Below are 22,734 nucleotides of genomic sequence, written 5' to 3' on the forward strand. Positions count from 1 at the left end.
CATTCTGCTGGCCACCGACCGAGGATACGTCGAAGATCATGGTGCCCGCTTCAGTCCAGAGAGATTCAGAGCGGGCATTCGAGATACCCGCGGTATCCAACCTCGAGATCTTCGCCGATCGCCAGAACCATATCCGCCTCGATCGTCGTTCCGATCGCTTCAGTGAGATTCATGCCCTCCTCGACCGGTGTTAGACCGATGACGAGATCTTCTGAAGACATTGATGTTGCGTCGTCACCTTGGAGGCGAACAAGGTCGCCACTGATCTTCACCACACCTGAGGCCTGATCGTCCGCGACCGAAACGACATAAGATGGATCGCTTTGCGAGGTATAACGGAAACTGCAGGTGCCGCCGTTTGAGAACGCTCTTTTAATTTCAGCTTCAGTCAGGAATTCGGCATCGAGCGTCGCGGTTTCCGGTGTCGCGAGGGCTTCTTCAACATTCGTCATCTGCGCCGGCTTTTTCGGGTTCCTGCCTGCCTTCCTGCCCGATCGATCGATGTCGGCGATGAGATATCGCATTTCCGCGATTTCTTTGTCCTGCGCGTAAATGATTTCGTCGGCAAGTTTCCGCACGCGTTGATCTTTAATGTTGGCTCGTGACGAGGTCATGATGGCAATCGAGTGATGCGGGATCATCGCCTTCATGTACGAGCGGTCTCCGATCGTGATCTGGCTCCTGACGAGCCACAGAGCAAAACCGGCGACCAGCACCGATCCTATGAAGATCAGGGCGTTGATAGTCCTGCTGGAGTACATCGAGAGCATGAAGCCCAGCATGATAAACGCCATAACGCCGCCCATCATGATTGCCATGTAGACGCGTGTCTCGCTGTAGAACACGTGCTCAGGCAAATACGTGTTCAGGTACATCAAGCCGAGCATAACGACAGTTGATGTTGCGATCATCGCTGCGAAGCGCCAGTATGACACCTGATTTCCCCTTTTCATTTGGTTGACAGTTGTTTAAACTCGAAATTTGTCGTAGTGACTTATAGAGAAAATAATATGTAATCTATATACAAGGCAATTCAAATGATTTCAAAACATCAATAGATACGGATAAAAGTATTTTTTCGTGGCGATATCAGAAGTTCCTAAGTCCCTGCTATGTTTCTGTTTACGTTGGCAGAAATACGCTGCCCGTGACAGGGCCAAGTATCAATTGGCCAAACAGTCCGATTGCGATGGTCGCAACGAGGGCGACTGTCGTGGCCACACGAGACCATGATCCGAGCTGGAAGACGTTTTCCGATGGTGGTCCCAAAACCATTGGCGTTACGAAGCGAAGATAATAAGCAAGTGAAACGACAGTGTTCACGAGAGCTGCAATTGCCAGCCAGACATAGCCGCCGTCTATCGTCGCCAGGAACAGCTCCAGCTTGCCGACGAACCCGCCGAGAGGGGGGATTCCGACGAGGGAGAGGAAGGCGACAATGAGGGCAATCGCGGGGAGCGGCGCGGTCTTCAAGAGCCCCCCATAGTTGCCCCGGTCGGTACGGCCACGCAGATGGGTGATAGCAGCAAAGGCGGTAAGATTGGCGGCGGCGTAGCCAAACAGGAACGTAACAAGAGCAGGAATCGCGTGATCGGTCAGACTTGTAACAGTGACCGCCATCAGGAGATAGCCGGCCTGGCTCACCGAGGACCAACCGAGCATCCGGCGCATGTCGTCCTGCCACAGCGCTGCGAGGTTGCCGAGGGTCATAGTAATAACGGCAAGTGCAGCGATAAGAGAGCGGATGGCGAAGTCCGTTTCCGGAAACAGGGAAACGAGCCGGGCAAGCGCGATCGCCGCGCCGATCTTCGGGACGACGGTGAGGAAGGCGGCCGAGGGCGCTGGCGCGCCTTCGGCGACATCAGGAAGCCAGGCATGAGCGGGCGCGGCGCCAAGCTTATAGGCCATACCGATAGTGACGAGGCCAAGCCCGACGAGGAGAAGTGGAGAGGCCCTACCCGCGGAAAGCGCGGCCGCCATCTCGCCGAAGCCGGGGCCGCCGAGCATGCCGATCAGGAAGGTCGCCCCCAGCGCCAGCGCGGTATTGGCCAGCGCGCCGACGAGGAAATATTTCATGCCCGCTTCTAAGGAGAGTGCCCAGTCCCGGTGATAGGCGGCGAGAACGTAACCCGTCGCCGAGGAGAGGAGCACGCCGATCAGAACGAAGAGAAGATCAAGCGCTCCGGCGAGGACCATCGCGCCGAGGGCCGAGAAGAGGAGCATGGCGTAGAACTCGCCATGCCGCTGATCAGTCGCGAACCAGCGCGGGGAGAGGAGCACGGTAACGGCGGTCGCGAAGAGGATAAGCAGGCGGCCCCCGATGCTCGCCATGTCCAGCGCGTAGGTATCCGAAAAGGTCGCCCGCGCTTCGCCATTCACCTGAGGGAGGAGGAGCAGTGTGGCGGTCGCAAGGCCGGCGAGCGCAACGGGCGCGTTAACCCATTGAAGCCTTCGCGGCAGGAAGCTTGCGAGGAGCACAATGGCAACGGCCGTCACCAGGACGGTGATCTCCGGCAGGACATCTTCGATCGGCATCATGCTATTGCGGCCCGCCCCCGGTCTTGAACGGTGCGAAGGCCGAGCCGGTCTGGATCAGGTCGAGGAGCCAGCCGGGCGCAATGCCGATGAGGACGACAAGAACGAGTAGCACGGCGAGGGGCCAGATCTCGGCGGGTTTAAGGTCCTTGATCGCGGCGATTTCGGGTTTTGTCTCGCCGAAGAAGATGGTTTGTCCCATCATCAGGAAGAGCGCGGCGGTGATGACGAGGCCCAGAAGGCCGATCGCGGCCACGATCGGATAGACGCCGAAGCTGCCGGCGAAGATCTGGAATTCGGCGACGAACCCGGCGAGGCCCGGCAGGCCGAAACTCGCGAAAGCGGCGAGGAAGTAGGCCACCATCAGCAGCGGTGTGAGGCGAGCGAGGCCGCCGAAGCGGGAGAGATCATAGGTGCCGGCGCGGGTATAGAAGCTGCCGGCGATCAGGAACAGCGCGCCTGTGATCAGACCGTGCGCAACCATCTCCGTCACCGCGCCGGAGAGGGCAAGCGTCCGGACGCTTTCGCTGCCGATCATCGCGCCGGCGGCGGCAATGCCGAGCACGGTGTAGCCCATGTGATTGACCGAAGTGTAGGCGATGCGGCGTTTCAGGTTTGTCTGGGCAAGGGCGACGAGCGAGCCCCAAAGGATCGCGACCAGGGCGACGATCGCCAACGGAAAAGCATAGGCTGCGAAAGTCTCGCGCATCATCTGGAAGGGAATACGCACCATGCCGTAGGTGCCCATCTTCAGAAGGACACCCGCGAGTACGGCAGAGGCCGGCCCCGGTGCCTCCACATGGGCGAGCGGTAGCCAGGTATGGAACGGCACGAGCGGCGTCTTGATGGCGAAGCCGACGAGGAAGCCGAAGAGGATCAGGCTCGAGCGAAGGTCCGTTCCGCCAAGCGGCTGAACAGCGATCAGCTCGCGGATGTCGAAGGTGAGCGTGCCGTTGGCGAGGACGAGGCCAAGGATCGCAAGCAGGATCGCGAGCGAGCCGGCAAGCGTATAGACGAAGAATTTCAGCGCCGCGTATTCCGCCTGATCATGCCCCCAGCGGCCGATCAGGAAATACATGCCGACCAGCGTCAGATCGAAGAAGACGTAGAAGACCAAAAGATCGAGCGAGAGGAACAAGCCGAGCGAGACGCCCTGCAGGAATAGGAACCATCCGTAATATTGCCGCGCCCGGCCCTTGGTCTCCGCCGGCCAGGCGATCGAGCAGAGAAAGAGCAGACCGCTCATCAAAGAGACGGCGAGCGACATGCCGTCGACACCCACTCGCCAGGCAACCCCCAGCGCATCGATCCAGCCGACTTCGGCGACCGACTGGAAGGCCGGCGCCTCCGACCCGGTGTCGAAGCCGATCCAGACGATGATCAGGCAGAGAAAAGACAGGGTAGACGCGCCGAGGGCGACGAGGCGGGCTTTCTCCTTCGTGACATTTGACCAGCCGAACAGGCCGAGCGAAGCAAGAAGCGGGATGAGGATCGAGAGCGTCAGCATGGATCAGGACAGGCTCAGCAGGAGGATGATCGCCGCGCCGCCGCCGAGCGTGGCGATGGCGTAGTAATGGTGGGAGAGGCCGGTCTGGAGCCGACGCGCGTCGCGCCCGCTCTGACCAACGGTGAGCAAGAGGCCCTCGACGACACCATCGGTCAGCCATTCGCCGAAGCGGGACGTCGTGCGCGACAGGCTTCCGACGAGGTTGGTGGCCTGGGTGACGAAGCCTTCCGCGCCGGCCTCGCCCGTCTGACGCAGGACCCAAGAGGCGCTTCGACCGCCGAGCACAAGAAACCGGACGGCGCCGTCGATGAGGCGGTCGTCGAGTTTGGCGGCCACCCGTGACAGCCAGAGGACCGGCCTCGTGATCGCGGCATCGATCAACGCCGGCAGGCCGAGCCAGTGGGCCGCCTCGGCGGCGGGACCATCAGCGCCGAGGGTGCGGTATTGCCGCGCGATCAGCGTGCCGATGAGTAGGCCGAAACCGACGGCGACAAGAGACAGGATGAGCGTCGCGACGCTTGCTTGCGGAAGGGCTGCCTGCAGGAGCTCTTCGGCGCTCATGCGGACCGGCGGAAGCCAGAGCAGCGAGGTGACCAGAATGAAGATAGCGAGGAGCGCCATTGCGCCTATCTCGATCTGCCGGGCGCGGGTCTGAGGCCAGAGCGGTGCGGTTTCGCCCTCATCTTCATTGTCCCCATCCTTTATCTCGAGCAGGCCGAAGGCGGAGAGCTGGAAGCGGGCCGCATAGGCAGCGCTCAGCGCCCCAGCGAGGATCACCGAGCCGGTGGCCCAGACGCTCCAATGCTCGGCCGCGGTCACCACCGCCTCCTTGGTCCAGCCCCCGCCGAGCGGCGGCAGGCCGGCGAGCGACAAGGTACCGATCAGGGTCAGAAGCCCCGCCAGCGGCAGAGCGCGGCCGAGACGCATGGTCGAAAGGTCGTAGCTACCGGTCTTTTCATGGGCGAGACCGGCGGCAAGGAATAGCAGCGCCTTGAAGGCGGCATGGGCGGTAAGGTGTAGGAAGGCGACGGCCGGATAGCCTGCGCCGACGGCCACGAACATCAGGCCGTAATGGCCCGAGGTGGAGGCAGCGAGCAGGCGTTTCGCATGGGTCTGGAGGAGCGCCACGATGCCACCCGAGAGAGCGGTCGCTGCGCCAACGGCGATGATCGCGCCGGACAGACCCGGCACCGAGGCGAGAAAGGGCTCAAGGCGAAGCAGGATGAAGGCCCCGGCGGCGACCATGGTTGCGGCATGGAGGAGTGCGGAGACAGAGGTCGGCCCCGCCATCGCCCGAAAGAGCCAAGGCGCGAAGGGGATCTGGCCGGATTTCGAGGCGGCGGCCATCAGAAGGCCAAAGCCTGCGACCGCCGCTGGCCCGCCTTCCATGTGGCCAAGGCCGCCATAGGAGAAAGAGCCAGTGGTCGCGAAGACCGCCATGGCGGCGGCGAAGAGGCCGAGATCGCCGAAGCGCGTCATCAGGAAGGCGTAGAGGCCGGAGGCGGCGTTCTCCCGCTCGTGCCATTCATGGGCGATCAGGAGATAGGAGCAGACGCCGACCAGCTCCCAGCCGATCAGAAGCGTCAGGAAATCCGCCGCGACGACCAGAAGCTCCATGCCGCCGACGAAGACGAGGAGGATGGCGAGAAGCCTTTGGAGGCCTTGGGCTTCCTCGTGAAAGGCGGCATAGGCAAGGACGGGCAGCGCGATCAGCGGCACGAGGACCGCCATCGCGCCTGCGAGCGGCGGCAGCGCGGCCGTCAGGCCGAGCGGTTCGTGCCAGGCGATACGCCCGGTCCATCCGCCCGCCGCGCCGAAGACGGCGACGGATGCGGTCAGCGTCATGGCCGCAACGGCGAGACTTGTTAGCCAGAGGCGCTGGCGTCGGCCAACACCGCTTGGCGCGAAGGCCGTCGCGATGGCGAAGAGGATCGGCAGGAGGGGGAGGACGAAGGCCATCGATCAGTGCTTCATCGTTGTGAGGCTTTCGGTCACGTCCGCCTGTCGCTTGCGATAGACAGCCGTTACCAACGCGAAGCCGATCGCCATGTCGACGGCCATCACCGCCATGATGATGATCGCTAGAAGTTGGCCCTCCGGCGCGCCGCCCATTGTGTTCGCCCAAAGGCCTATGACGGCAAGAAGCCCGCCATTCAGCATCAGTTCGAGCCCCATCATCAGCATGACGAAGCTCTGCTGCGACAGGGCGCCATAGAGCCCGATACCGATAAGGGCCGCAGCGACGATGAGGACGGTGGCGAGCGTCAACGGGTCGGTCTCCTAATGATGGTGATGATGACCGTTGCCCGCTTCGGGCTGGCGTCCGGCGGGTTCGCCGTCCGGTTCGAGGCCTGGCGGCCTGGAGCCCTGATCCGCCATGCCGAAGCGGCCCGAGCGCGAGGAAAGGATCACCGAGCCGATCATGGTGGCGAGCAGCGTCACCCCGGCGGTCTCGAAGATCAGCATGGAGGGCCCGAGAAGCTCGATGCCGAGATCGTGGACGACTGGCGTCGAAGGATCGACGGGAATCTTCGGAAAGCTCGTGAAGAGGATCGCGGCCGTCAGCCCGGCGAAGGCGAGGACGCCGGCGACGATCGAGAAGCGGTGCTGATGCACCATCATCATTGGGTTGAGCCCGGCCGGGTTCATCATGAACATGACCATGAAGAGGGCCATAACCATCATCTCGACCGCCATCATGAAGACGGTCGCAACGCCGATATAGGGGGCAGCGAGCATGACGATGATCAGACCCACCGCGACAAAGGAGAGGAGCAGGAGGAAGGAAGCGCGCACCATCGAATCAGTGGCGAAGACCCGCCAGCCGGAGAGGATCGCGACTGCCGAAAGGGCGAGGAAGAGCAGATCGGTCAGCCCCATAGCAGCAACTCCACTCCGACGGCCAGAAGCATGAGGAAGGACAGTGGCAAGAGCATCGTCCAGATGACGCTCATCATGCGGGCCGGCGGCATGCGGGCGAAGAAATTGCCGGCGCCAACGAGGACGACAAGGATCAACGCCGTCTTCAGGAGAAGCCAGACGAAGCCCGGCAGGAGCGGCCCGAGATAACCGCCGAGAAAGGCCGTGGCCGTGACCGCCGAGACCGAAACAAGCATCGTGAGCCGGGCGATCTTCCAGGCGAGAACCATCGGACCGGAGACGTCCGCCGTCGTGCCGCCGGCGAGGTCGGCTGGATCGGCATAGTCGAAGGGCCCGCGCAGGCTGATGGCAAGGCCGAGCATCAGGAAGAGGATCAGGCCCGCCGGCTGGCGCACGACATTCCAGACCCTGCGCTGCGCCTCGACGATTTCCGTGAAGCCGAGAGATTCCGCCGGCAGCGCCGCGCCGATCAACACGAACATGGAGAGAAGCATCGCCGGCAGGGCGATCGCCACATAGCGATAGGCCCCGATTAGTGGCAGTGGCGCATTGGCCGACCAGCCGAACATGAAGACCGCAACGATGGTCAGCGCCTCGCAGCTGCCCCAGACCACGATGCCGACCTCGCTCGGGATAGTAACGAGACCCGGGCCGAAGGGAATGACCGCGAGGCCGATGATCGCCAGCGCCAGATAAAGGACGGGCGCGAGAAACCAGAGCAGCGCGTCAGGGGCCTCGGTGCGGATGCGCTGGGTCTGGAGCAGGCGCGCGGCGTCCGCGATCGGCCGACGCCAGGATGGGCGGGATTGCCCCGCGAGAAACGCGGGCAGCATGCCGTCGACGAGTGCCGCTCCGGCGAAGCCGACCGAAAGGAAGAGGAGGAGAAGCAGGGCGGCAATGAGCTCCATCATGCGTGGCCTCCATGGCGGCCGTGATAGTCGTTCCCCAGATGCGAGCCGCGGCCGCCATGTCCCTGATGCCTGTCATGGTCGTGAGGGCCTCCGTGGTCATGGTGCATATGACCGCTATCATGGTCGTGGCCGTCACGGTCCTCGTCAGCCCCCTCCACGATGGCAGCGAGCGTGGACAGAGTTTCGTCGTCGAAACTGTTCAGGACTAGCATGGCTTCTGACCATTCAAGGCCGGGTAGGATCGAAGAAAGATGCGCCGATCTCGTTAGTCCGGGCCACATCGCAGGCGAAAAACCGTTCGCGACGGACACAAGATTCGCAAAACGAGTGCGCGTGTCGCCGTACCCTTCGACCGCACCGAGCCCGCGGGGGATGGCGAGCGTAGCGCCAGCCCAATGGATGGCACGACTGAGCTTTTCGAGCGGCACGGAAGTCGCACCGCCCACTGCTGCAAGCCGGGCGCGTTGGCCGAGTACCGGCAGGCCGAGAACGTCGAGAAGCCGGGCAAGCCGCAAGAGCGCTGCCGGAACATCGTTCCCCCCAGCCTGCGAGAGCGGTGGCCGCACCACCTTGACGGACTGGATCACGTCGCCCTGAAGCGTCATTTCCAGAAGCAAACCCGGCGGGAACATCGGCAGGAAAGGGCCAAATCGCGCCGTGTAGAGGTCCAGCGCGAGGCCGTCCCTCAAATCATCGGACGTCATCGCCATAGGTCGGCCATAGGGCGTACCACCCATCATGCCCTGGCCGCCCTGGCCATGGGGGCCAATGCCCTCCCAGGAGTTGGGCGGCTCGTCGTGCAAAAGGTCCGGCTCGCTTGACCGCTCGCCGCTGGCCAGCTCTTGCCAAAGCTTCTCGAGACGGTCGCGCACTGCATCGTCCGAGCGCCCCGCTTCGCTTGCTTCTATGTCGACTTCGAGAGTGCTGCCGGTAAAGACTTCCGCGTCCCCCAGTGCTTCGCCCACTTCAGCATTCCAGAGGAGCGTTACTCGAGGATGCGGCATCTGGTCGTGCAGGCGGCGCAGATCCTCGCGGTCTTCCAGCCGCATGCGCCCCGCGATCAGGAAGATCGCGGCATGGCGCGGGCTCGCCGCGCGAACGAAACGCGCATCATTGAAGAGACGTTCGAGCCGGTCGCGCATCCCTTCGCCGATCGCGACGAAGACCGCCACTGGTGCTTCGCCAGCCCAATTCGAAAGCACACTCACTGCCACCGGAATACGCCCTCGCGCCAAGCATAGACGATGCCGATGGAGAGGATCGCCAGGAACATACCCATCTCCATCATCGCCATCCCGCCTTCTTCGACGAAGACGACAGCCCAAGGATACATGAACATCATCTCCATCTCGAAGGCGATAAAGAGCAGCGTCATGGAGTAGTAGCGAATGTGATAGCGCTGCCAGGCATGGGTGTCAGGCGTTCCGCCTCCGAGGAAAGGAAGCTGTTGAGGTGCCGTTGCCGAATGTCGGACGCCGTGGACTCCTCGGATGCACAACACCGACAGGATTCCGATTAAGAAGACCCAAGGAACGATCTCCATGCGCAAAACCTCAATCGAGTTCAGCAATTGCAATCCGCGTTCAGTTAACGCGGATCTAGAGCGAGGATGTGAACAGGCACTATGCAGATAGATGAAAAAAACGATGTACTCGTTAGCTGTGCATCATACACGGCCTCTTTTTGCTCTCTAATGTAGTTACCAGAAGGAGTTCCAGACAATAAGATATACTACAATGTTCGCGCATTCGGATTTTTCTTCTTTAATGCTTCGATGTAATTAGTCGGAAAAAGAATGTGATTTGCCGTGTCGAGCCCCATATATGATGCAATCTCGTTCGTGAATGAAGAGCAATTGTAGGCAACGGCATGCCAAAGTGGGCGAGATGACTGAAGGTCCTTTATGAACGAGTATAGCTTTCTGTATTCACCTGGAGAAAGTGCAATCGTCAGCTCGTTTTGAAGGTAAGCAATTTCTGTATCACCATCCGAAGGACCTGTCTCAGACGGCACAGGCACGACATGGCCGATCGAGTACGGAACGTCGCTCGTCGAGGCGGGATGAAGCCCCGCAATCTCCGTCATCGACTGGATCAGCACACCAGATCGATCGTAGGGAATATTGCCATTGGAGTCGCGTTCGCCAAACGCAACAAAGGAATGTCCATAGCTTTCTGCGTTTCTAGCTCGGAATGAGACAAAATAGGGTTTCTCCAATAACCCGACAGCGCTCGTACCGGAGTAGGGAGTAAACCGAACCGCGTTCTCCACGCCTCCAGCGGCATTCGAGAATGCAAGAGAGTTGTCGTAGCTTGCCGGTTGTGTGGCTGAGCATGCTGAAACGACGACAGCACTTAGCATCAGAACGAATAATCTAGATTTCATTTCAAGCCCTCATGGTAAAGGCGATCAAAAGACGCCGTTGGCTTTCTGGACTTCTCGCACATAGGCGACAATGTCTCGAACTTGGCGAGGCGTGATCCCATCGACCGGCAGCATGTTTCCGAACTGCCAATGATGGGCGCGCGCTCCTTGCGTCGCAGCGATGAGGAAGGCCTGGTCGCCGTGATGGTTCGGCTCGTAGATGCGATGGATCAGCGGCGGGCCCTGCTCGCTTCCGCCAGCGTTCTCGCCGTGGCACGCGGCGCAATTCTCTTTGAAAAGATCTTCGCCATAAGCAGCTTGCGCCGATAGTTCAGGGACGGTCACGTCGTCGATGTGGTCGGCGGCTGCATCGCCGGGTGACGTCGCCCGCCAGATCAGGAACGCCCCGACGGCGACGGCGCCGATGGCTGCGGCGAGTGTTGTCTTGCTGATGTTCATCTCTGCTCTGCTCAGGCCACTTCGAACCATGTCATCATGCCGGAGGCCGAGTGCTCCAGCATGTGGCAGTGAAGCAGCCATTTGCCCGGATTGTCGGCAACGAAGGCAATTTCGATGGTCTCGTCGGGCACCGTCAGCGTGGTGTCACGCATGGCGACATCGCCCGTCGGCTCGCCATTGCGCGTCAGGACCCGGAAATGATGGCCGTGCACGTGCATCGCATGGGGCCAGCCGGTCTCGTTGCGGATCGTGATGACGGCCGTCTGGCCCTTCGCGAAGCGGGCAAGCGGTTTGCCCCTGTCGTCGGCGACGCCGTTGAAGGCCCAGACATAGCCCTTGCCGACGAGAGAGCGGGTGTCCATCATCCGGCCCTTGTGCATGGCTCCGGCCATCCCACCCATCGCACCGCCCTCCATCAGGAGTTCGGCCCGAACGGCGTCGGAAAGGTCGTCCGGCAGGGACGGACCCGACCGCGGCAGGCCGATGGCTTCGGGGAAAGAGGCGCGCACCGGCTCGCCCGTAACCGCGAATTCCGCGATCTCGAACGGGCCGCCATTGGTATGGAGAACCAGCGTTTTCGGCGTTTCGTCGTCGAGGATGTCGACGAGGAGGTCGGTTCGCTGGGCAGGCGCCAGCCAGACCGGCTCATTCTCCTCGACGAGCGGCACCGGCATACCGTCGAGGGCGAGGCGCCATGTACGCGTTCCCGGCAGTCCCAGTTCCATGATCCGCGCATTGGCGGCGTTGATCAGCCGCACGCGGATACGCTCGTTGGGCCTCACCTCGATCCGCGGCTTGGAACGGCCGTTCACGGTGACGAAGTTGCCGAGACGCCCGCCATGGCTCCAGTCCATCATCTGGCCAAAGCTGTCGTCGATCGAGCCGTCCTCGGCGAGGCGCCAGTCGTCGACGAGAAGAACGAGGTCTCGGTCGGCACCCTCCCAGGGCTCGGCTTCCTCAACGATCAGCGCGCCGTGCAGGCCGCGGGCGTTCTGCTCCCAGGAGCGGTCGTGCGAATGATACCAGTAGGTGCCGGGATCGGGCGCCTCGAAGTCGTAGACGAAGCGGCCGCCGGGCGCGATCGCCTCCTGCGTGAGGCCCGGCACGCCGTCCATCGCGTTGTCAATGCGGATGCCGTGCCAGTGGACGCTGGTCGGCTGGTCGAGGCCATTCTCGACGACGGCGCTGAGCCGCTCCCCGGCCATTGTTCTTAGGACAGGCCCGGGCACGGTACCGTCGAAGCCCCAGATCGGCGTCGGCGAAGCGAGATCGGACGGAAGAATCAAGGCTGAAGCTCGGCGCGCCGTCAAGACACGGGCAGTCCCGTTTTCCTTCGATAGGTCAATAACGCGACCGAAGGCTTTCTGGCTGATGACGGCTCCAGCCCCTGCCAAGAAGGCCCTTCGAGGTAACTTCATAGGGCGGCCATCACAGAACTCGTCTCGATCTGACGCCTGGATGGTCTGACCTTGACCAATGTTCCATCCGGGACGCGGCTGTAGAGATCGATGATTTCGTGATTAAGAAGCCTAATGCATCCCGATGAAACGGCTCGACCGATCGAATTGGCCTCTGGCGAACCATGAATTCGATAAAGCGTGTCGACTCCATCCTGGAAAAGATAAAGTGCTCTGGCGCCAAGCGGGTTCGAGAGACCTGGCGGCATCCCGCCGTTTGCCGCGGAATACGGCTCCAATTCAGGCTGCCGCTCAATCATTTCCCGTGGGGGCGTCCAAGTGGGCCATTGCTTCTTGTATTGGACGCGCGCAGAGCCCGACCACGAAAAGCCTTGTCGGCCGACACCAATGCCATAGCGCAGAGCCTGACCTCCTTCTTGAACCAGATAAAGATATTTCTCGTCCGGATCGACCACGAGTGTGCCCGGCTGCTCTCCAGTCGGATCATCGACGAGCTGCCTCCAATATTGCGGGGCGACGACCCCCGGGGGAACGGCAGGAATGGTAAATGGCTCTGAATAGATCGGGCCGTAATAGGTCGGATAGGTCCAAGAACCCGACGTGGCGTTCTGAAGTCGCGGTCGACTGCGAGGCGGGGCAGAGGCGGCGATTCTGTTTGCAGACGTACATCCGCCGAGGGCCAGTAATCCTAAACCCGTCAAGGCTGTCCTGCGCGTAAAAGGCAAAATTTAACTCTCCATTCGAAGGGCGCTCCGCTACGGAGAGCGGAGCGCCTCTTCGTCATTTCATTTCGACAACAGTCAACTTGCCGCGAACCCGGTCGGCGATGAATTGGATGTTGCTGCCCTCTTTGGCCTTTTCGAGCATTGCAGGATCGGCGACCGAAAACACCATCGTCATCCCTGGCATGTCGAGGTTTGTCAGAGGACCATGCTTGATCGTGATCTTCTTCGCCTTGGTGTCGACCTTCTGTATGGTGCCAGCGGTAAACTCAGCTGCCATTGCAGGCATTGCCGCCGAGGCTGCGATGATTGCCGCGAAAGCGAGTTTGATGATCGTTTTCATTAGAAAGTCCTTTCAGGATTCGCTTGGTGCGCATTACTGCGAACGGTCTTCCGTGCCAGGCACCAGTGACCTTCGTCCTAACTGCGTCTCGGCGACCGGAGCCTGATTGTGATACTTGTCGCTTGCCACCCTTCGACGTGATTTCTCCTGCGAACGTTCCAGACCAGCTTCCGACCCAGGGATTAGGTTATGGTCGGAAATGACAGTCGCAGAATCCGAATAGCCGAAGGTTTGCGTCCCATGCTGCAGGATCGTGTGATCGGCACTGCCGGCTGCAACATGGCCTCCTCGAGTAACGGCCATGCGTTCTGCCGTTTCATGGGCAACAATTCCAGCTTCCGAACCCGGAACGAGACCAGCGGCGTAGCTCGCTGTGGACGCAATCATGGTTGCCAGAGTAGCGGTAATAAGGATGCGCATTTGTCTTTCCCTTGCTTGACCGGTGTTAAGATTCGTTACTTCGAAGCGACGGTCAGCGGACCGTGCATTCCGGACTCGTAGTGTCCAGGAATAAGGCAGGCGAACTCGAAGCTTCCCGGTTTGGTGAAGCTCCAGATGATTTCGCCGAAATTATCCGGTTCAAGACGGATCGCGTTTGCATCCGCATGCTCCATCTCGGGGAATTTCTCCATCAGAGCCATATGCTCCTGAATTTCATCCATGGAATCCATGACGAATTCATGTGCGGTTTCGCCGTCGTTTACGATCTTGAAGCGAACCGTTTCGCCCGCCTTGACCTGAATGGCCGCAGGCGAAAACAGCATCGCTCCGTCGTCGTTTTCCGACATCACAACCTTAATGGTCCGCGCCACATTTGCCGCTTCGCCTGGTTTGCCGATGGCCATCTCGTCGTCGTGGCCCCCAGAATGGCTTCCCGCTGCATAAGCTGGAAGGGCAAGGAGGGCGGCGGCACCAATAGAGAGAGCCGCAACAAAAGTTCTCATGATAATCTTTCTCCTGAGTTTCTTGAGAATTCCCTGTTCAGTTCCGGCTTCTAGTGGCCGGAATGGTCGCTGCCCGACATCTTGATCTGGCGGACATCCGATTTTCGAAAGGCTGATCCATCCGCGCTTCCAGCAGGGGCCGTGGGGGCCGCGGCCAGTGCCCCGGTCCATTCGTAAGCCACCGTTCCTGGCGGATGCTCGTAGTCGCCCGGATCTTCGTAGTTGCCAGCTTCGCGCCCGTCGCGAACCTTCATAACGGTGAACATGCCGCCCATCTCGAGCGAGCCAAATTGGCCCCAGCCGGTCATCATTGGAATGGTGTTGTCGGGGAGCGGCATCGACATCTCGGCCATGTCCGCCATACCCTTGGTACCCATCGGCATATACTCCGGCTGAACCTGGCGAATTTTCTTTGCGACCTCCGCCTTGTTCGCGCCGATGAACGTCGGAACTTCGTGCCCCATGGCATTCATGGTGTGGTGCGACTTGTGGCAATGAAGCGCCCAATCGCCGGGATAAACCGCATCGAATTCGTAGGCCCGCATGGCGCCGACAGGAATGTCGATTGAAACCTCTGGCCAGCGTGCCTCAGGCCGCACCCATCCGCCGTCCGTGCACGTCACCTCGAAATCGTACCCGTGCATGTGAATCGGATGATTGGTCATGGTGAGGTTGCCGACCCTGACTCGCACCCGGTCCCCAGTTGCGGCGACCAGCGGCGCCACATCTGGGAAAATGCGGCTGTTGATCGTCCACATGTTGAAGTCGGTCATTTCCATGACGCGTGGCAGATACGAGCCGGGGTCGATGTCGTAAGCCGACAACATGAACACAAAGTCCCGGTCGACCGGCATGAAGGTCGGATCCTTGGGGTGAATGATGAACATGCCCATCATACCCATCGCCATCTGCACCATCTCGTCGCCATGCGGGTGGTACATAAAGGTGCCGCTCTTCACGGCGTCGAACTCGTAGACGAAGGTTTTTCCGGATGGGATTGCCGGCTGGGTCAAACCGGCAACGCCGTCCATTCCGCAGGGCAGGATCATGCCGTGCCAGTGGATCGTCGTGTGTTCGGGAAGCTTGTTGGAGACGAAGATACGCACCCGGTCGCCCTCGACGCATTCGATCGTCGGACCGGGCGACTGGCCGTTGTAGCCCCAGAGATAGGCGGTCATGCCCTCGGCCATCTCGCGCTCGACGGGCTCTGCGACGAGGTGGAACTCCTTGACGTTGCCGTTCATGCGGAAGGGCAGCGACCAGCCGTTGAGGGTAACGACAGGATTGTAATGCGGCCCCTCGCTCGGATGGACCGGCGGCTGCGTCGCCGCACTCTCCATGATCGGGGCCTCGGGTAACCCCATCGCCGATGTTCTGGACCATGCTGTAGCACCCGCAAGTGCTACGCCAGCACCCAAAAGCTGACGTCGAGAAACCATTATGTTCTCCATTCAGGACGTGGTTGAGATTCCGAGTGACGTCACTCGTCGCCGGCATCCGCGATTTCTGTCTCGGCGTCCGCGTCGGGAGTGCTCTCCCCCCCACCGTAGACAGCCGCCATCAGATCAGCATCGGCAAGATAAAATTCCCGCTTTGCATCAACAGATGCTAGTATTGCGGCAATTTTTCGACGTGTGTTGGCAAGAAGATCAAAAGTATTTGTGATCATTCCGTTATATGTCAAGAGCGCTTCTTCTTCGATTGTCGTTCGAATAGGAACAACATTCGAGCGATAGTGGCGGGCAATATCATGGCGTCCACGATAGGCTTGAAATGCAGCCCGAGCATCTGACCGGATGTCGACAGCTTTGGCTGCAAGCTGGTTCGCAGCCTTCAGGTACTGGAATTCCGCTTTTCGAAGACGCGCCTGTCCACTATCGAAGATTGGAATCTCTAGGCCAATTTCGCCCGAGCCGGAAACGACATTGGTTGACGTCTCACTCCCATCTTCGGCCTCCTCGATCTCCTCCTCGACCGATATGCCAGCCGAGATTTCAAGGTCGGAGAGGTATCGCGTTGCGGTCGTGAGGCCGTACGAGCGGGCCAGCGCTTCCAACTCCAGACGAGCGACTTGAAGATCGACGCGGTTGCGTAATGCTTCAGCTTCGATGGCCTTATAGGATTTTAAGGAACCTGGGAGTGGCGGAAGCGCGTTCGGCACCTCGAATTTGAGGTTCTGCCCCCATACGCCCATGACTTTGTAGAGACGTTCTTTCGCAAGTTTCGCCGCAAGCCTTGCCTCGGCAGTCTGAGCTGTCAGTTCGGCATAGAACGCTTGTTCACGCGCCTGATCGACTTTCGGGAGTGCGCCTGTTTTTCCAAGCTCGAGAGCCAATTCTGCGGCTGCGTCGGCTGCGACTTTCGCCCTGTTGAGGTAGGACACGGCCTCCCAGGCAGATGCTGCGTCGATCCATGCGCGGCGAGTTTCCATCGCGAGAGCAAGCGTTGCGTCGACCGCGCGTAGCTGTGCCTGCAGCACACGCACTTCTGCAACATCCAGCCGCCGTTCTCGTGTCAAAAGTCTCATCAAGTTGGCAGCGATGAGTCCCTCGACGGATCGTGCGATGCCGATCCCGCTATATCCAACGGACAAGCTTGGATTTTGGAGCAGTCCCTCCTGCCAGAGGTCGGCAACTGAGAGGCCTACATCCGCATAGGAAGTCTGCAGCGACTTGTTGTTAAGGAGTGCCACCTGAATCGCAGCATCGACGCCCACGTATTTGGGTTTCAAGAGCCTCGCCACACGTTCCTGAGCAGATTTCGCCTGCGCCTGGCTTTGGATCCAGACGGTCTCTTTTCCAAGGCGTTGGGCCGTTTGGCTTGAGACAGACGCAAAGCCCAGATCTGTCTCGAAATCCTCGGTCGCCGAGACGCACCCACTGATGAGAAGTGGCAGCGTTATGACACCGGAAATTAGTAGACTGCGCTTCATTGCCCTGCCTCCTGGCTTGTCGAGGGAATGGCTTCGAGCGGAACACCGCTGTTGCGCCAGCCACGTGGCTCAGTGACCGATCGAGGAGTGTAAGAGCCTATGACCGCCGTGCTCTGGACAGTCGGCGATGGATTTTGAGGGTCCGCAGCGGGAGGTATGGCAAATACGTCCGGCAAACCGCGAGGTGCAGGCGCGCAGCTAGCCATGACGAAACCCGTAAGGGTTACGCCGAGCGCTATTTTTTTCATGAGAAATCTACCGCGAGAAGCTGTGCTCATCTACAAGAGCAGGTTATTGCCGATCTATCGACGCAACTATCCGCAGAAATGGATAAGTGCGACGCTTCCCAGACGTACTGACAGAGTCAGAACGTCATGCAGCTTAAACCAAGCCGCAAGTGCGGTTATACTCGAGGGGGCCGATCGTCGGCGGCAGGCTCTACACCGAAAATGGTCCTAGAGCCTTCAACATACGCTGCGTCTTTGTAAGCGATAGACACTGCCGAAACATCATGCTGGCTCTCAATGCCAGAAACGCACTGTACAACACAGTGCGACGTGCCTTTTGGATGGTGATCTTTCGACTCAGAGCTTTTCGAGTGGCCAGATGCACCGTCGTGCGCGAGATTCAGAGAAGATACTGCGGCTTCGACGGCGGAAAATTCCGCCTCAAGGGCCTGCGAATGGTTAGACGCAGAGGCATAGACGCTTGCGAAAAGCAATATCGCAAGCGATGCACGAGCCAACAATGCCAAACACCGTCTCATACGCATGTATCTAGACGTTCGCGAAAATTTCTACAAGGTCGTCATTGCATTCGGGTGGAGCTCTGTGTTCGTTACACCACGGCCGCAACTTCATTGCATAAAAGCAACCATACTGCTGTCGGGCTGAACCGTAACTTGCCTACCACTTGCCTACCAAAGGGTGAGAGACCGTTTGAGAGTGGGCTCGTTCAATGATCCGTCATCAAGCTTCTCATAGAAACAGAAATCATGGCTTCGAAGACGTCGACGTGCTGCTCGTGGTCGCGGACTGAAATGATCCCGATTCCGACGCTGGTCTGCCTTAGAAAAAGTGGTCCTTCATGAAGTATGGTTTTGAGACCATTGAAGCGCTCACCGTTCAATCGACCAGATCGAGCGATCGAGCTCGCCATGGGTATGGCCGTGGCCGTGCTCATCGTGAGAATCCCCATGGCCATGATGGTTACTATGGCCATGGGGATGCCCGGCACCATGATCGTATCCGCCGAAGCCGAACCATTCTTCAATCTTTCCGAGCATCGCTTCGGCCTCACAGATATTTCGCGAGCGTCTTGAACTCGTGCAGTGCATCTTCCGCTGGCCTCCCGTCCTCGGCCACTTCGTCGCCAATGCAACGCTTCATATGATCAAGGATCATTGTCCGCTTAGCGTTGTGGATCGTCGCTTCGATCGCTTGGAGTTGTTGGGCGAGGTCGAGACAGGAGTTCCTCTTCGAGCATCTTCAGGATGCTGGTGATGTGGCCATGCGCCTGTTTCAGGCGGGTGACGATGTGCGGATGGGATGCGTGCTTAATGCTTTACCCCTACCCCTAGGGGATAGGGGTAAAGCTAGCGGTCAATGGTCAGATGAGGCGATCAATCGAAGAATAGGTGCCGTTCCAGAGTTGAATGGCCGGTTACGTTCAGACTGAAAGCGTAGCCTTGTCGGAATGGTCGATCTCAACCGCTACGCACCCGACAGCACACTTTGTCGGCCTACCGACGAGTTTCGTGCACGCAGTTGCCGTGATCGGCGAGTACCTCGATCACCCTGCAGTTCTCGACCATCTCGTTCGAGCACTGGGTCATCCGTTCGACCTCCGTACGCAGGGCCGACAGTCGGGCGATCTTGTCTTCGATCTTCGCTAGGTGGGCACGCGCGATCTCGTCGGCCTTCTCGCACGGCCGAGAGGGATGCCCGGCCAGTTCGATCAGTTCGCGGATCGCATCGAGATCGAAACCGAGTTCCCGAGCGTGTCTGACGAAACCCAGTCGCTGGACGTGGGTCTCGTCGTAGAGACGTCTGTTCCCCTCGCTCCTAGGCGGCTCGGGAAGAATGCCGATCTGCTCGTAGTAGCGGATCGTCGGGATCTTCACGCCCGTTCGCTTCGACAACTCGCCGATCGCCAGGTTCATGGGAATACCTCTTGCTCCTCTAGTCGCTAGAGATCGTAGCTTCCTTTCGTGTTCAAGAACAGGAGATCAAAAATGGCGGAAGGCTGCTGCGGCGCGGAGAAGCGCGACACCGTCGAAACCTCGAGGGCCGATACCGGCTGCGGGTGCAAGGAAGGCGTTCCCGTCTTCGACGGCGTCGATCCGCGCTACAAGCGGATCCTGTGGACCGTAATCGGCATCAACGGCCTGATGTTCGGCATCGAGATGGCGGCGGGCCGGATCGCCGGGTCTCAAGCCCTGATGGCCGACGCGCTCGACTTCCTCAGCGATACCGTGACCTACGGACTGAGCCTCGCCGTCATCGGTGCGAGCCTGAGAACGCGAGCGACGGCGGCGCTCTTCAAGGGCGTTTCGCTCAGCCTCATGGCGCTTTGGATCCTCGGGTCCACGATCTATCAGACCTTCGTCCTCGGTGTTCCGAGTGCCGAGATCATGGGCGGCATCGGGTTCCTCGCGCTCGCGGCCAACCTCGGCTCGGTCCTCCTGCTGATGCGATACAAGGACGGAGACGCGAACGTGCGCTCGGTCTGGCTCTGCTCGCGGAACGACGCGATCGGCAATTTCGTCGTGATGGCTGCGGCCCTCGGTGTCTGGGGCTCGGCTTCCGCCTGGCCGGATCTGGCGGTGGCGACCGTCATGGCCGGGCTGTTCCTGGTCTCGTCGTTCCAGATCCTCCGGCAGGCATGGGCCGAGTACGGCGGAGACGAGCGGGGCGGACACGCCACGATGGATTCGATCCCGGAAGCCGACGCTCCCGAGTTCGCGACAGGACGTTCGTCATGAGCGGACATGGCCACGACCACGCGCCGAAGGCGTCGCATGGCGTGTTCGCGATCGGCATCGGATTGAACGTCGTCTACGTCGTCCTGGAGGCGATATTCGGCCTCTTCTCGGGTTCCCTCGCCCTGCTTGCCGATGCCGGCCACAACCTTTCCGACGTGCTCGGCCTGGCGATCGCCTGGGGCGCGATATGGCTCGCGGCCAGGCCGCCAAGCGCGACTCGGACCTACGGGTTCAAAAGGACGCCGATCCTGGCTTCCCTCGCCAACGCCGTCATCCTGCTGGTCGCAGTCGGCATCATCGCCTGGGAAGCCGTTCACAGGCTGATGCAGCCGGCTCCGGTCGCCACGTGGACTATCGTCTGGGTCGCGCTGGTCGGCGTCTTCGTGAACGGTATCACGGCATGGATGTTCATGGCGGGAAGCAAGGACGACCTGAACATTCGCGGCGCCTTCCTTCATATGGCAGCCGATACCGGTGTCACGATCGGCGTCATCGTCGCCGCGCTTCTGATCCGATGGACGGGATGGCTCTGGCTGGATCCGGCCGTAAGCCTCGCCATCGCAGCTTCGGAACCTGGGGTCTTCTCCGCGATTCCGTGACGTTGGCTGCCGATGCGGTACCGCCGGGGATCGACCAGACGGCGGTTCGCCGGCATCTCGAAGCGCCCAATTGCGTCGAGGAGGTCCATGACCTGCATATCTCGGGTATCAGCACCACCGAGACGGCCCTGACGGCGCATCTGGTCTGCGCGGATCGGGACCGGGCCGACGAACTGCTGGCAAGGGTTCCACGAGAACTGCACGACGGGTTCGGCATCGAGCACGCGACTCTGCAGATGGAAAGCGAGAGCATCGCAGCGTCCTGTGGTCTGCGATCCCGGCGGGCCGTCTGACCGGGATACATCCGATCCCTGGAGCGGACGACGTCAGGATGACGATACCGAATTGGTCACGGGACGGTTTTCGTGACCGGGCATCCCGCGATCGTGGCGTCGGGAACGATCGGCGGTACTTGTTCCTTGATCTTCCAGCGACCGTAAGCCGCACCTGCCGAGCGATCGGAAGAAAATAAGGGGATCATTCATGGCGAAGATTCCTGTCGGAAGGTCATGAAGGAGGCTCGAATGACAAGGACCATGAAGGATTTCGTCGCCGAGGCTCGCGAGAGGACGGGCGGATCCGTCGAGGCCGCGAAGGCCGACGGACTGATGCTCGACGTGCGCGAGGCCGACGAACTCGATATGGACGGCCGAGTGCCCGGTGCCGTCCACGTGCCGCGAGGCTTTCTGGAAGCGAAGGCCGACGTCACGAACGACGGCGGCGTGAAGGCGCTGCATGCCGCCCATTCCGAAGGCCGGGCCGTCCACGTTCTCTGTGCTTCCGGTGCGCGGGCGAGCTTGGCGGCCGCGATGCTCTTCGAGATGGGCTATTCGGCGCAGCCGATCGAAGGCGGGCTCAAGGGATGGCGAGAAGCGGGGCGGCCCGTCGAAGGCGGAAAGGAAGGCTCTGAATGATGGACGATCACATGAGCGGCATGGGAGCCTGGATGCCCCTAGGCATGGGCCTCTGGGGCATCCTCTGGATCGTTCTCGTCGTGCTGGCGATGGCGGCGCTCGTCAAGTTCCTGCGCCGCTGATCACCCCGCGGTATCAGCGGGGATAGCTCGCGAACACCTCGGTCGAGCCGTCGGCTTTGACCAGCAGCACGTCGAAGGGCGTGTCGCCCGAGCCCATGCCCGGTGCATCCGCCGGCATGCCTGAAACGGACAGGCCGATGGCCTGAGGCCGCTCGGTCAGCAGCCGTTCGATCTCGGCCGTCGGGACGTGCCCTTCGATGGCATAGCCGTCGACAAGGCCGGTATGACAGGACGCGTGCTGCGGCGAGAAGCCGGCCTCCTGCTTCTTCGCGTAGAGGTCGGCCGAGGCGAGCTGTTCGACGGTGACGTCGTACTCCGCGTCCTCGACATGGCGGACCCAGGCCGCGCAGCAGCCGCAGGTCGGCGACGAGTAAACCTTCATCGCCTCGCCGGCTTCGGCGAGGAACGTCGTCGAGAATAGTGCGAGAGCGCCGGCTCCGAGAACTGCGCCGAGGGTCGTCTTCTTCCTGATGGTCATGATAGTCGCTTTTCGAAATATGGCTTCAAGCATGGGGTTCGGTCCCTTGATGTTGGTGTACGAACGCTACTCGATCAAGATGGTGACGATCCGGCTCGGTTCGAAACCGGTCCTCTCGTCTGCCCGACCGAGCGGGTTCGCCACGACTCGCGTGCTGCCGATCCGATAGCCGGCGGTCGCTTGAATACGACCATGGACCCAAAACGCCGGGCTCTACGCCGCGATCTCGGACTCGCGATCGCTCGCATAGCAGTGGTTGAGCCTGTCGTCGCGTATTGATAGCGACCGAAGGCTTGGCAGGTGGTGGGTGACGACTATCGTCCAAGCAGGATCGCCGCCGCTGGCGAATGCGTCGCCAATGAAGCGTATGGACGCTCGCCGCCATCAAAGGGTCTCGTCAGGCGCGATCCATCGCTAGCGCCGCGTCGTTGAATTGCGATGGATGAAGCTATGGCCGTTTACCCACCTGTTCGCGGATGTAGTGCGGCTGCAAAAGCCTGTCGCGTTTCGAGAGATCGTCAAGAAAATCAGTCAGCTTCCCAAAAGCTGATCTCACTCAAGCCCGCTCTGGGTCAAACCAGCCGAAGCAGGACGTCGGCTTTTCCGGTCTTCTCACCAAAAGC

Annotated in this window: 25 protein-coding genes and 1 pseudogene; 4 read left to right on the plus strand and 22 right to left on the minus strand. The window is 60.6% G+C overall.

The annotated features are described in order from the left end of the window. Positions 1-65: 65 nt before the first annotated feature. The 21 genes from FP2506_RS17330 to FP2506_RS17430 form a co-directional block, all read right to left on the minus strand. Positions 66-911, minus strand: coding sequence for a DUF6692 family protein (locus tag FP2506_RS17330; RefSeq protein ID WP_040490337.1), 846 nt, complete (start codon positions 909-911; stop codon positions 66-68). Between the two features lie 211 nt (positions 912-1,122). Continuing rightward, complete coding sequence (locus FP2506_RS17335; protein WP_007068911.1) at positions 1,123-2,538, minus strand: NADH-quinone oxidoreductase subunit N; 1,416 nt, start codon at positions 2,536-2,538, stop codon at positions 1,123-1,125. Position 2,539: 1 nt separating this feature from the next. Beyond that, positions 2,540-4,042 (minus strand): complex I subunit 4 family protein, encoded by a 1,503-nt coding sequence (locus tag FP2506_RS17340; protein ID WP_007068912.1) that lies wholly within the window; start codon positions 4,040-4,042, stop codon positions 2,540-2,542. 3 nt (positions 4,043-4,045) lie between these two features. Beyond that, on the minus strand, positions 4,046-6,001 hold the full coding sequence (locus FP2506_RS17345) for an NADH-quinone oxidoreductase subunit 5 family protein (protein ID WP_007068913.1): 1,956 nt from the start codon (positions 5,999-6,001) through the stop codon (positions 4,046-4,048). A 3-nt stretch (positions 6,002-6,004) separates the two neighbouring features. After that, the gene (gene nuoK / locus FP2506_RS17350) at positions 6,005-6,310 is read right to left on the minus strand and encodes an NADH-quinone oxidoreductase subunit NuoK (RefSeq protein WP_007068914.1); all 306 of its coding nucleotides are present in this window, start codon (positions 6,308-6,310) and stop codon (positions 6,005-6,007) included. A gap of 12 nt (positions 6,311-6,322) precedes the next feature. Continuing rightward, on the minus strand, positions 6,323-6,922 hold the full coding sequence (locus tag FP2506_RS17355) for an NADH-quinone oxidoreductase subunit J family protein (protein WP_007068915.1): 600 nt from the start codon (positions 6,920-6,922) through the stop codon (positions 6,323-6,325). Then, complete coding sequence (locus FP2506_RS17360) at positions 6,913-7,833, minus strand: complex I subunit 1 family protein (protein WP_040490316.1); 921 nt, start codon at positions 7,831-7,833, stop codon at positions 6,913-6,915. The genes FP2506_RS17355 and FP2506_RS17360 overlap by 10 nt, the downstream gene beginning before the upstream one ends. Continuing rightward, positions 7,830-9,047, minus strand: coding sequence for a hypothetical protein (locus tag FP2506_RS17365; RefSeq protein ID WP_148227726.1), 1,218 nt, complete (start codon positions 9,045-9,047; stop codon positions 7,830-7,832). The genes FP2506_RS17360 and FP2506_RS17365 overlap by 4 nt, the downstream gene beginning before the upstream one ends. Continuing rightward, the gene (locus FP2506_RS17370) at positions 9,038-9,376 is read right to left on the minus strand and encodes an NADH-quinone oxidoreductase subunit A (RefSeq protein WP_007068918.1); all 339 of its coding nucleotides are present in this window, start codon (positions 9,374-9,376) and stop codon (positions 9,038-9,040) included. The genes FP2506_RS17365 and FP2506_RS17370 overlap by 10 nt, the downstream gene beginning before the upstream one ends. A 188-nt stretch (positions 9,377-9,564) precedes the next feature. Then, complete coding sequence (locus FP2506_RS17375; RefSeq protein WP_192841592.1) at positions 9,565-10,194, minus strand: hypothetical protein; 630 nt, start codon at positions 10,192-10,194, stop codon at positions 9,565-9,567. 48 nt (positions 10,195-10,242) lie between these two features. Continuing rightward, on the minus strand, positions 10,243-10,656 hold the full coding sequence (locus FP2506_RS17380) for a c-type cytochrome (protein WP_007068920.1): 414 nt from the start codon (positions 10,654-10,656) through the stop codon (positions 10,243-10,245). 11 nt (positions 10,657-10,667) lie between these two features. Then, complete coding sequence (locus FP2506_RS17385) at positions 10,668-11,942, minus strand: multicopper oxidase family protein (protein ID WP_244404343.1); 1,275 nt, start codon at positions 11,940-11,942, stop codon at positions 10,668-10,670. A 128-nt stretch (positions 11,943-12,070) separates the two neighbouring features. Further along, positions 12,071-12,799, minus strand: a complete 729-nt coding sequence (locus tag FP2506_RS17390) for a L,D-transpeptidase (protein WP_244404345.1) — start codon at positions 12,797-12,799, stop codon at positions 12,071-12,073. A gap of 55 nt (positions 12,800-12,854) precedes the next feature. Beyond that, entirely contained in the window at positions 12,855-13,139 is a 285-nt protein-coding gene (locus FP2506_RS17395; RefSeq protein ID WP_007068923.1) for a copper-binding protein, read from the minus strand. Positions 13,140-13,172: 33 nt separating this feature from the next. Then, entirely contained in the window at positions 13,173-13,559 is a 387-nt protein-coding gene (locus tag FP2506_RS19105; protein WP_007068924.1) for a hypothetical protein, read from the minus strand. A gap of 35 nt (positions 13,560-13,594) precedes the next feature. Further along, entirely contained in the window at positions 13,595-14,083 is a 489-nt protein-coding gene (locus tag FP2506_RS17405; protein ID WP_040490322.1) for a cupredoxin domain-containing protein, read from the minus strand. 50 nt (positions 14,084-14,133) lie between these two features. After that, complete coding sequence (locus FP2506_RS17410) at positions 14,134-15,522, minus strand: multicopper oxidase family protein (protein ID WP_040490323.1); 1,389 nt, start codon at positions 15,520-15,522, stop codon at positions 14,134-14,136. 41 nt (positions 15,523-15,563) lie between these two features. Then, complete coding sequence (locus FP2506_RS17415; RefSeq protein ID WP_007068927.1) at positions 15,564-17,015, minus strand: TolC family protein; 1,452 nt, start codon at positions 17,013-17,015, stop codon at positions 15,564-15,566. A 954-nt stretch (positions 17,016-17,969) separates the two neighbouring features. Beyond that, positions 17,970-18,254 (minus strand): hypothetical protein, encoded by a 285-nt coding sequence (locus FP2506_RS17420; RefSeq protein ID WP_007068928.1) that lies wholly within the window; start codon positions 18,252-18,254, stop codon positions 17,970-17,972. 56 nt (positions 18,255-18,310) lie between these two features. Further along, on the minus strand, positions 18,311-18,451 hold the full coding sequence (locus FP2506_RS19405; RefSeq protein ID WP_341871900.1) for a metal-sensitive transcriptional regulator: 141 nt from the start codon (positions 18,449-18,451) through the stop codon (positions 18,311-18,313). A 305-nt stretch (positions 18,452-18,756) separates the two neighbouring features. Beyond that, complete coding sequence (locus tag FP2506_RS17430; RefSeq protein WP_007068931.1) at positions 18,757-19,176, minus strand: MerR family transcriptional regulator; 420 nt, start codon at positions 19,174-19,176, stop codon at positions 18,757-18,759. Between the two features lie 72 nt (positions 19,177-19,248). Here FP2506_RS17430 and FP2506_RS17435 point away from each other — a divergent pair, with 72 nt between their 5' ends. From FP2506_RS17435 to FP2506_RS19410, 4 genes and pseudogenes are all read left to right on the plus strand, one after another. Next, complete coding sequence (locus FP2506_RS17435; RefSeq protein WP_007068932.1) at positions 19,249-19,998, plus strand: cation efflux transmembrane domain-containing protein; 750 nt, start codon at positions 19,249-19,251, stop codon at positions 19,996-19,998. After that, a pseudogene (locus FP2506_RS17440) lies at positions 19,995-20,890 on the plus strand (cation diffusion facilitator family transporter). Before FP2506_RS17435 ends, FP2506_RS17440 begins: the two are co-directional and overlap by 4 nt. Positions 20,891-21,121: 231 nt before the next feature. Beyond that, positions 21,122-21,511 carry a rhodanese-like domain-containing protein gene (locus tag FP2506_RS17445; RefSeq protein WP_040490344.1) on the plus strand — a complete coding sequence of 130 codons (390 nt, stop codon included), beginning with the start codon at positions 21,122-21,124 and terminating at the stop codon, positions 21,509-21,511. Continuing rightward, a complete protein-coding gene (locus tag FP2506_RS19410) occupies positions 21,508-21,633 on the plus strand; it encodes a hypothetical protein (protein WP_274533414.1) in 126 nt (41 codons plus the stop codon). The genes FP2506_RS17445 and FP2506_RS19410 overlap by 4 nt, the downstream gene beginning before the upstream one ends. A 13-nt stretch (positions 21,634-21,646) precedes the next feature. Here FP2506_RS19410 and FP2506_RS17450 read toward each other — a convergent pair whose 3' ends face one another. Beyond that, a complete protein-coding gene (locus tag FP2506_RS17450) occupies positions 21,647-22,111 on the minus strand; it encodes a DUF411 domain-containing protein (protein ID WP_040490324.1) in 465 nt (154 codons plus the stop codon). Positions 22,112-22,734: the final 623 nt, after the last annotated feature.

Source organism: Fulvimarina pelagi HTCC2506, assembly GCF_000153705.1.
GTDB classification, from domain to species: Bacteria; Pseudomonadota; Alphaproteobacteria; order Rhizobiales; family Rhizobiaceae; genus Fulvimarina; species Fulvimarina pelagi.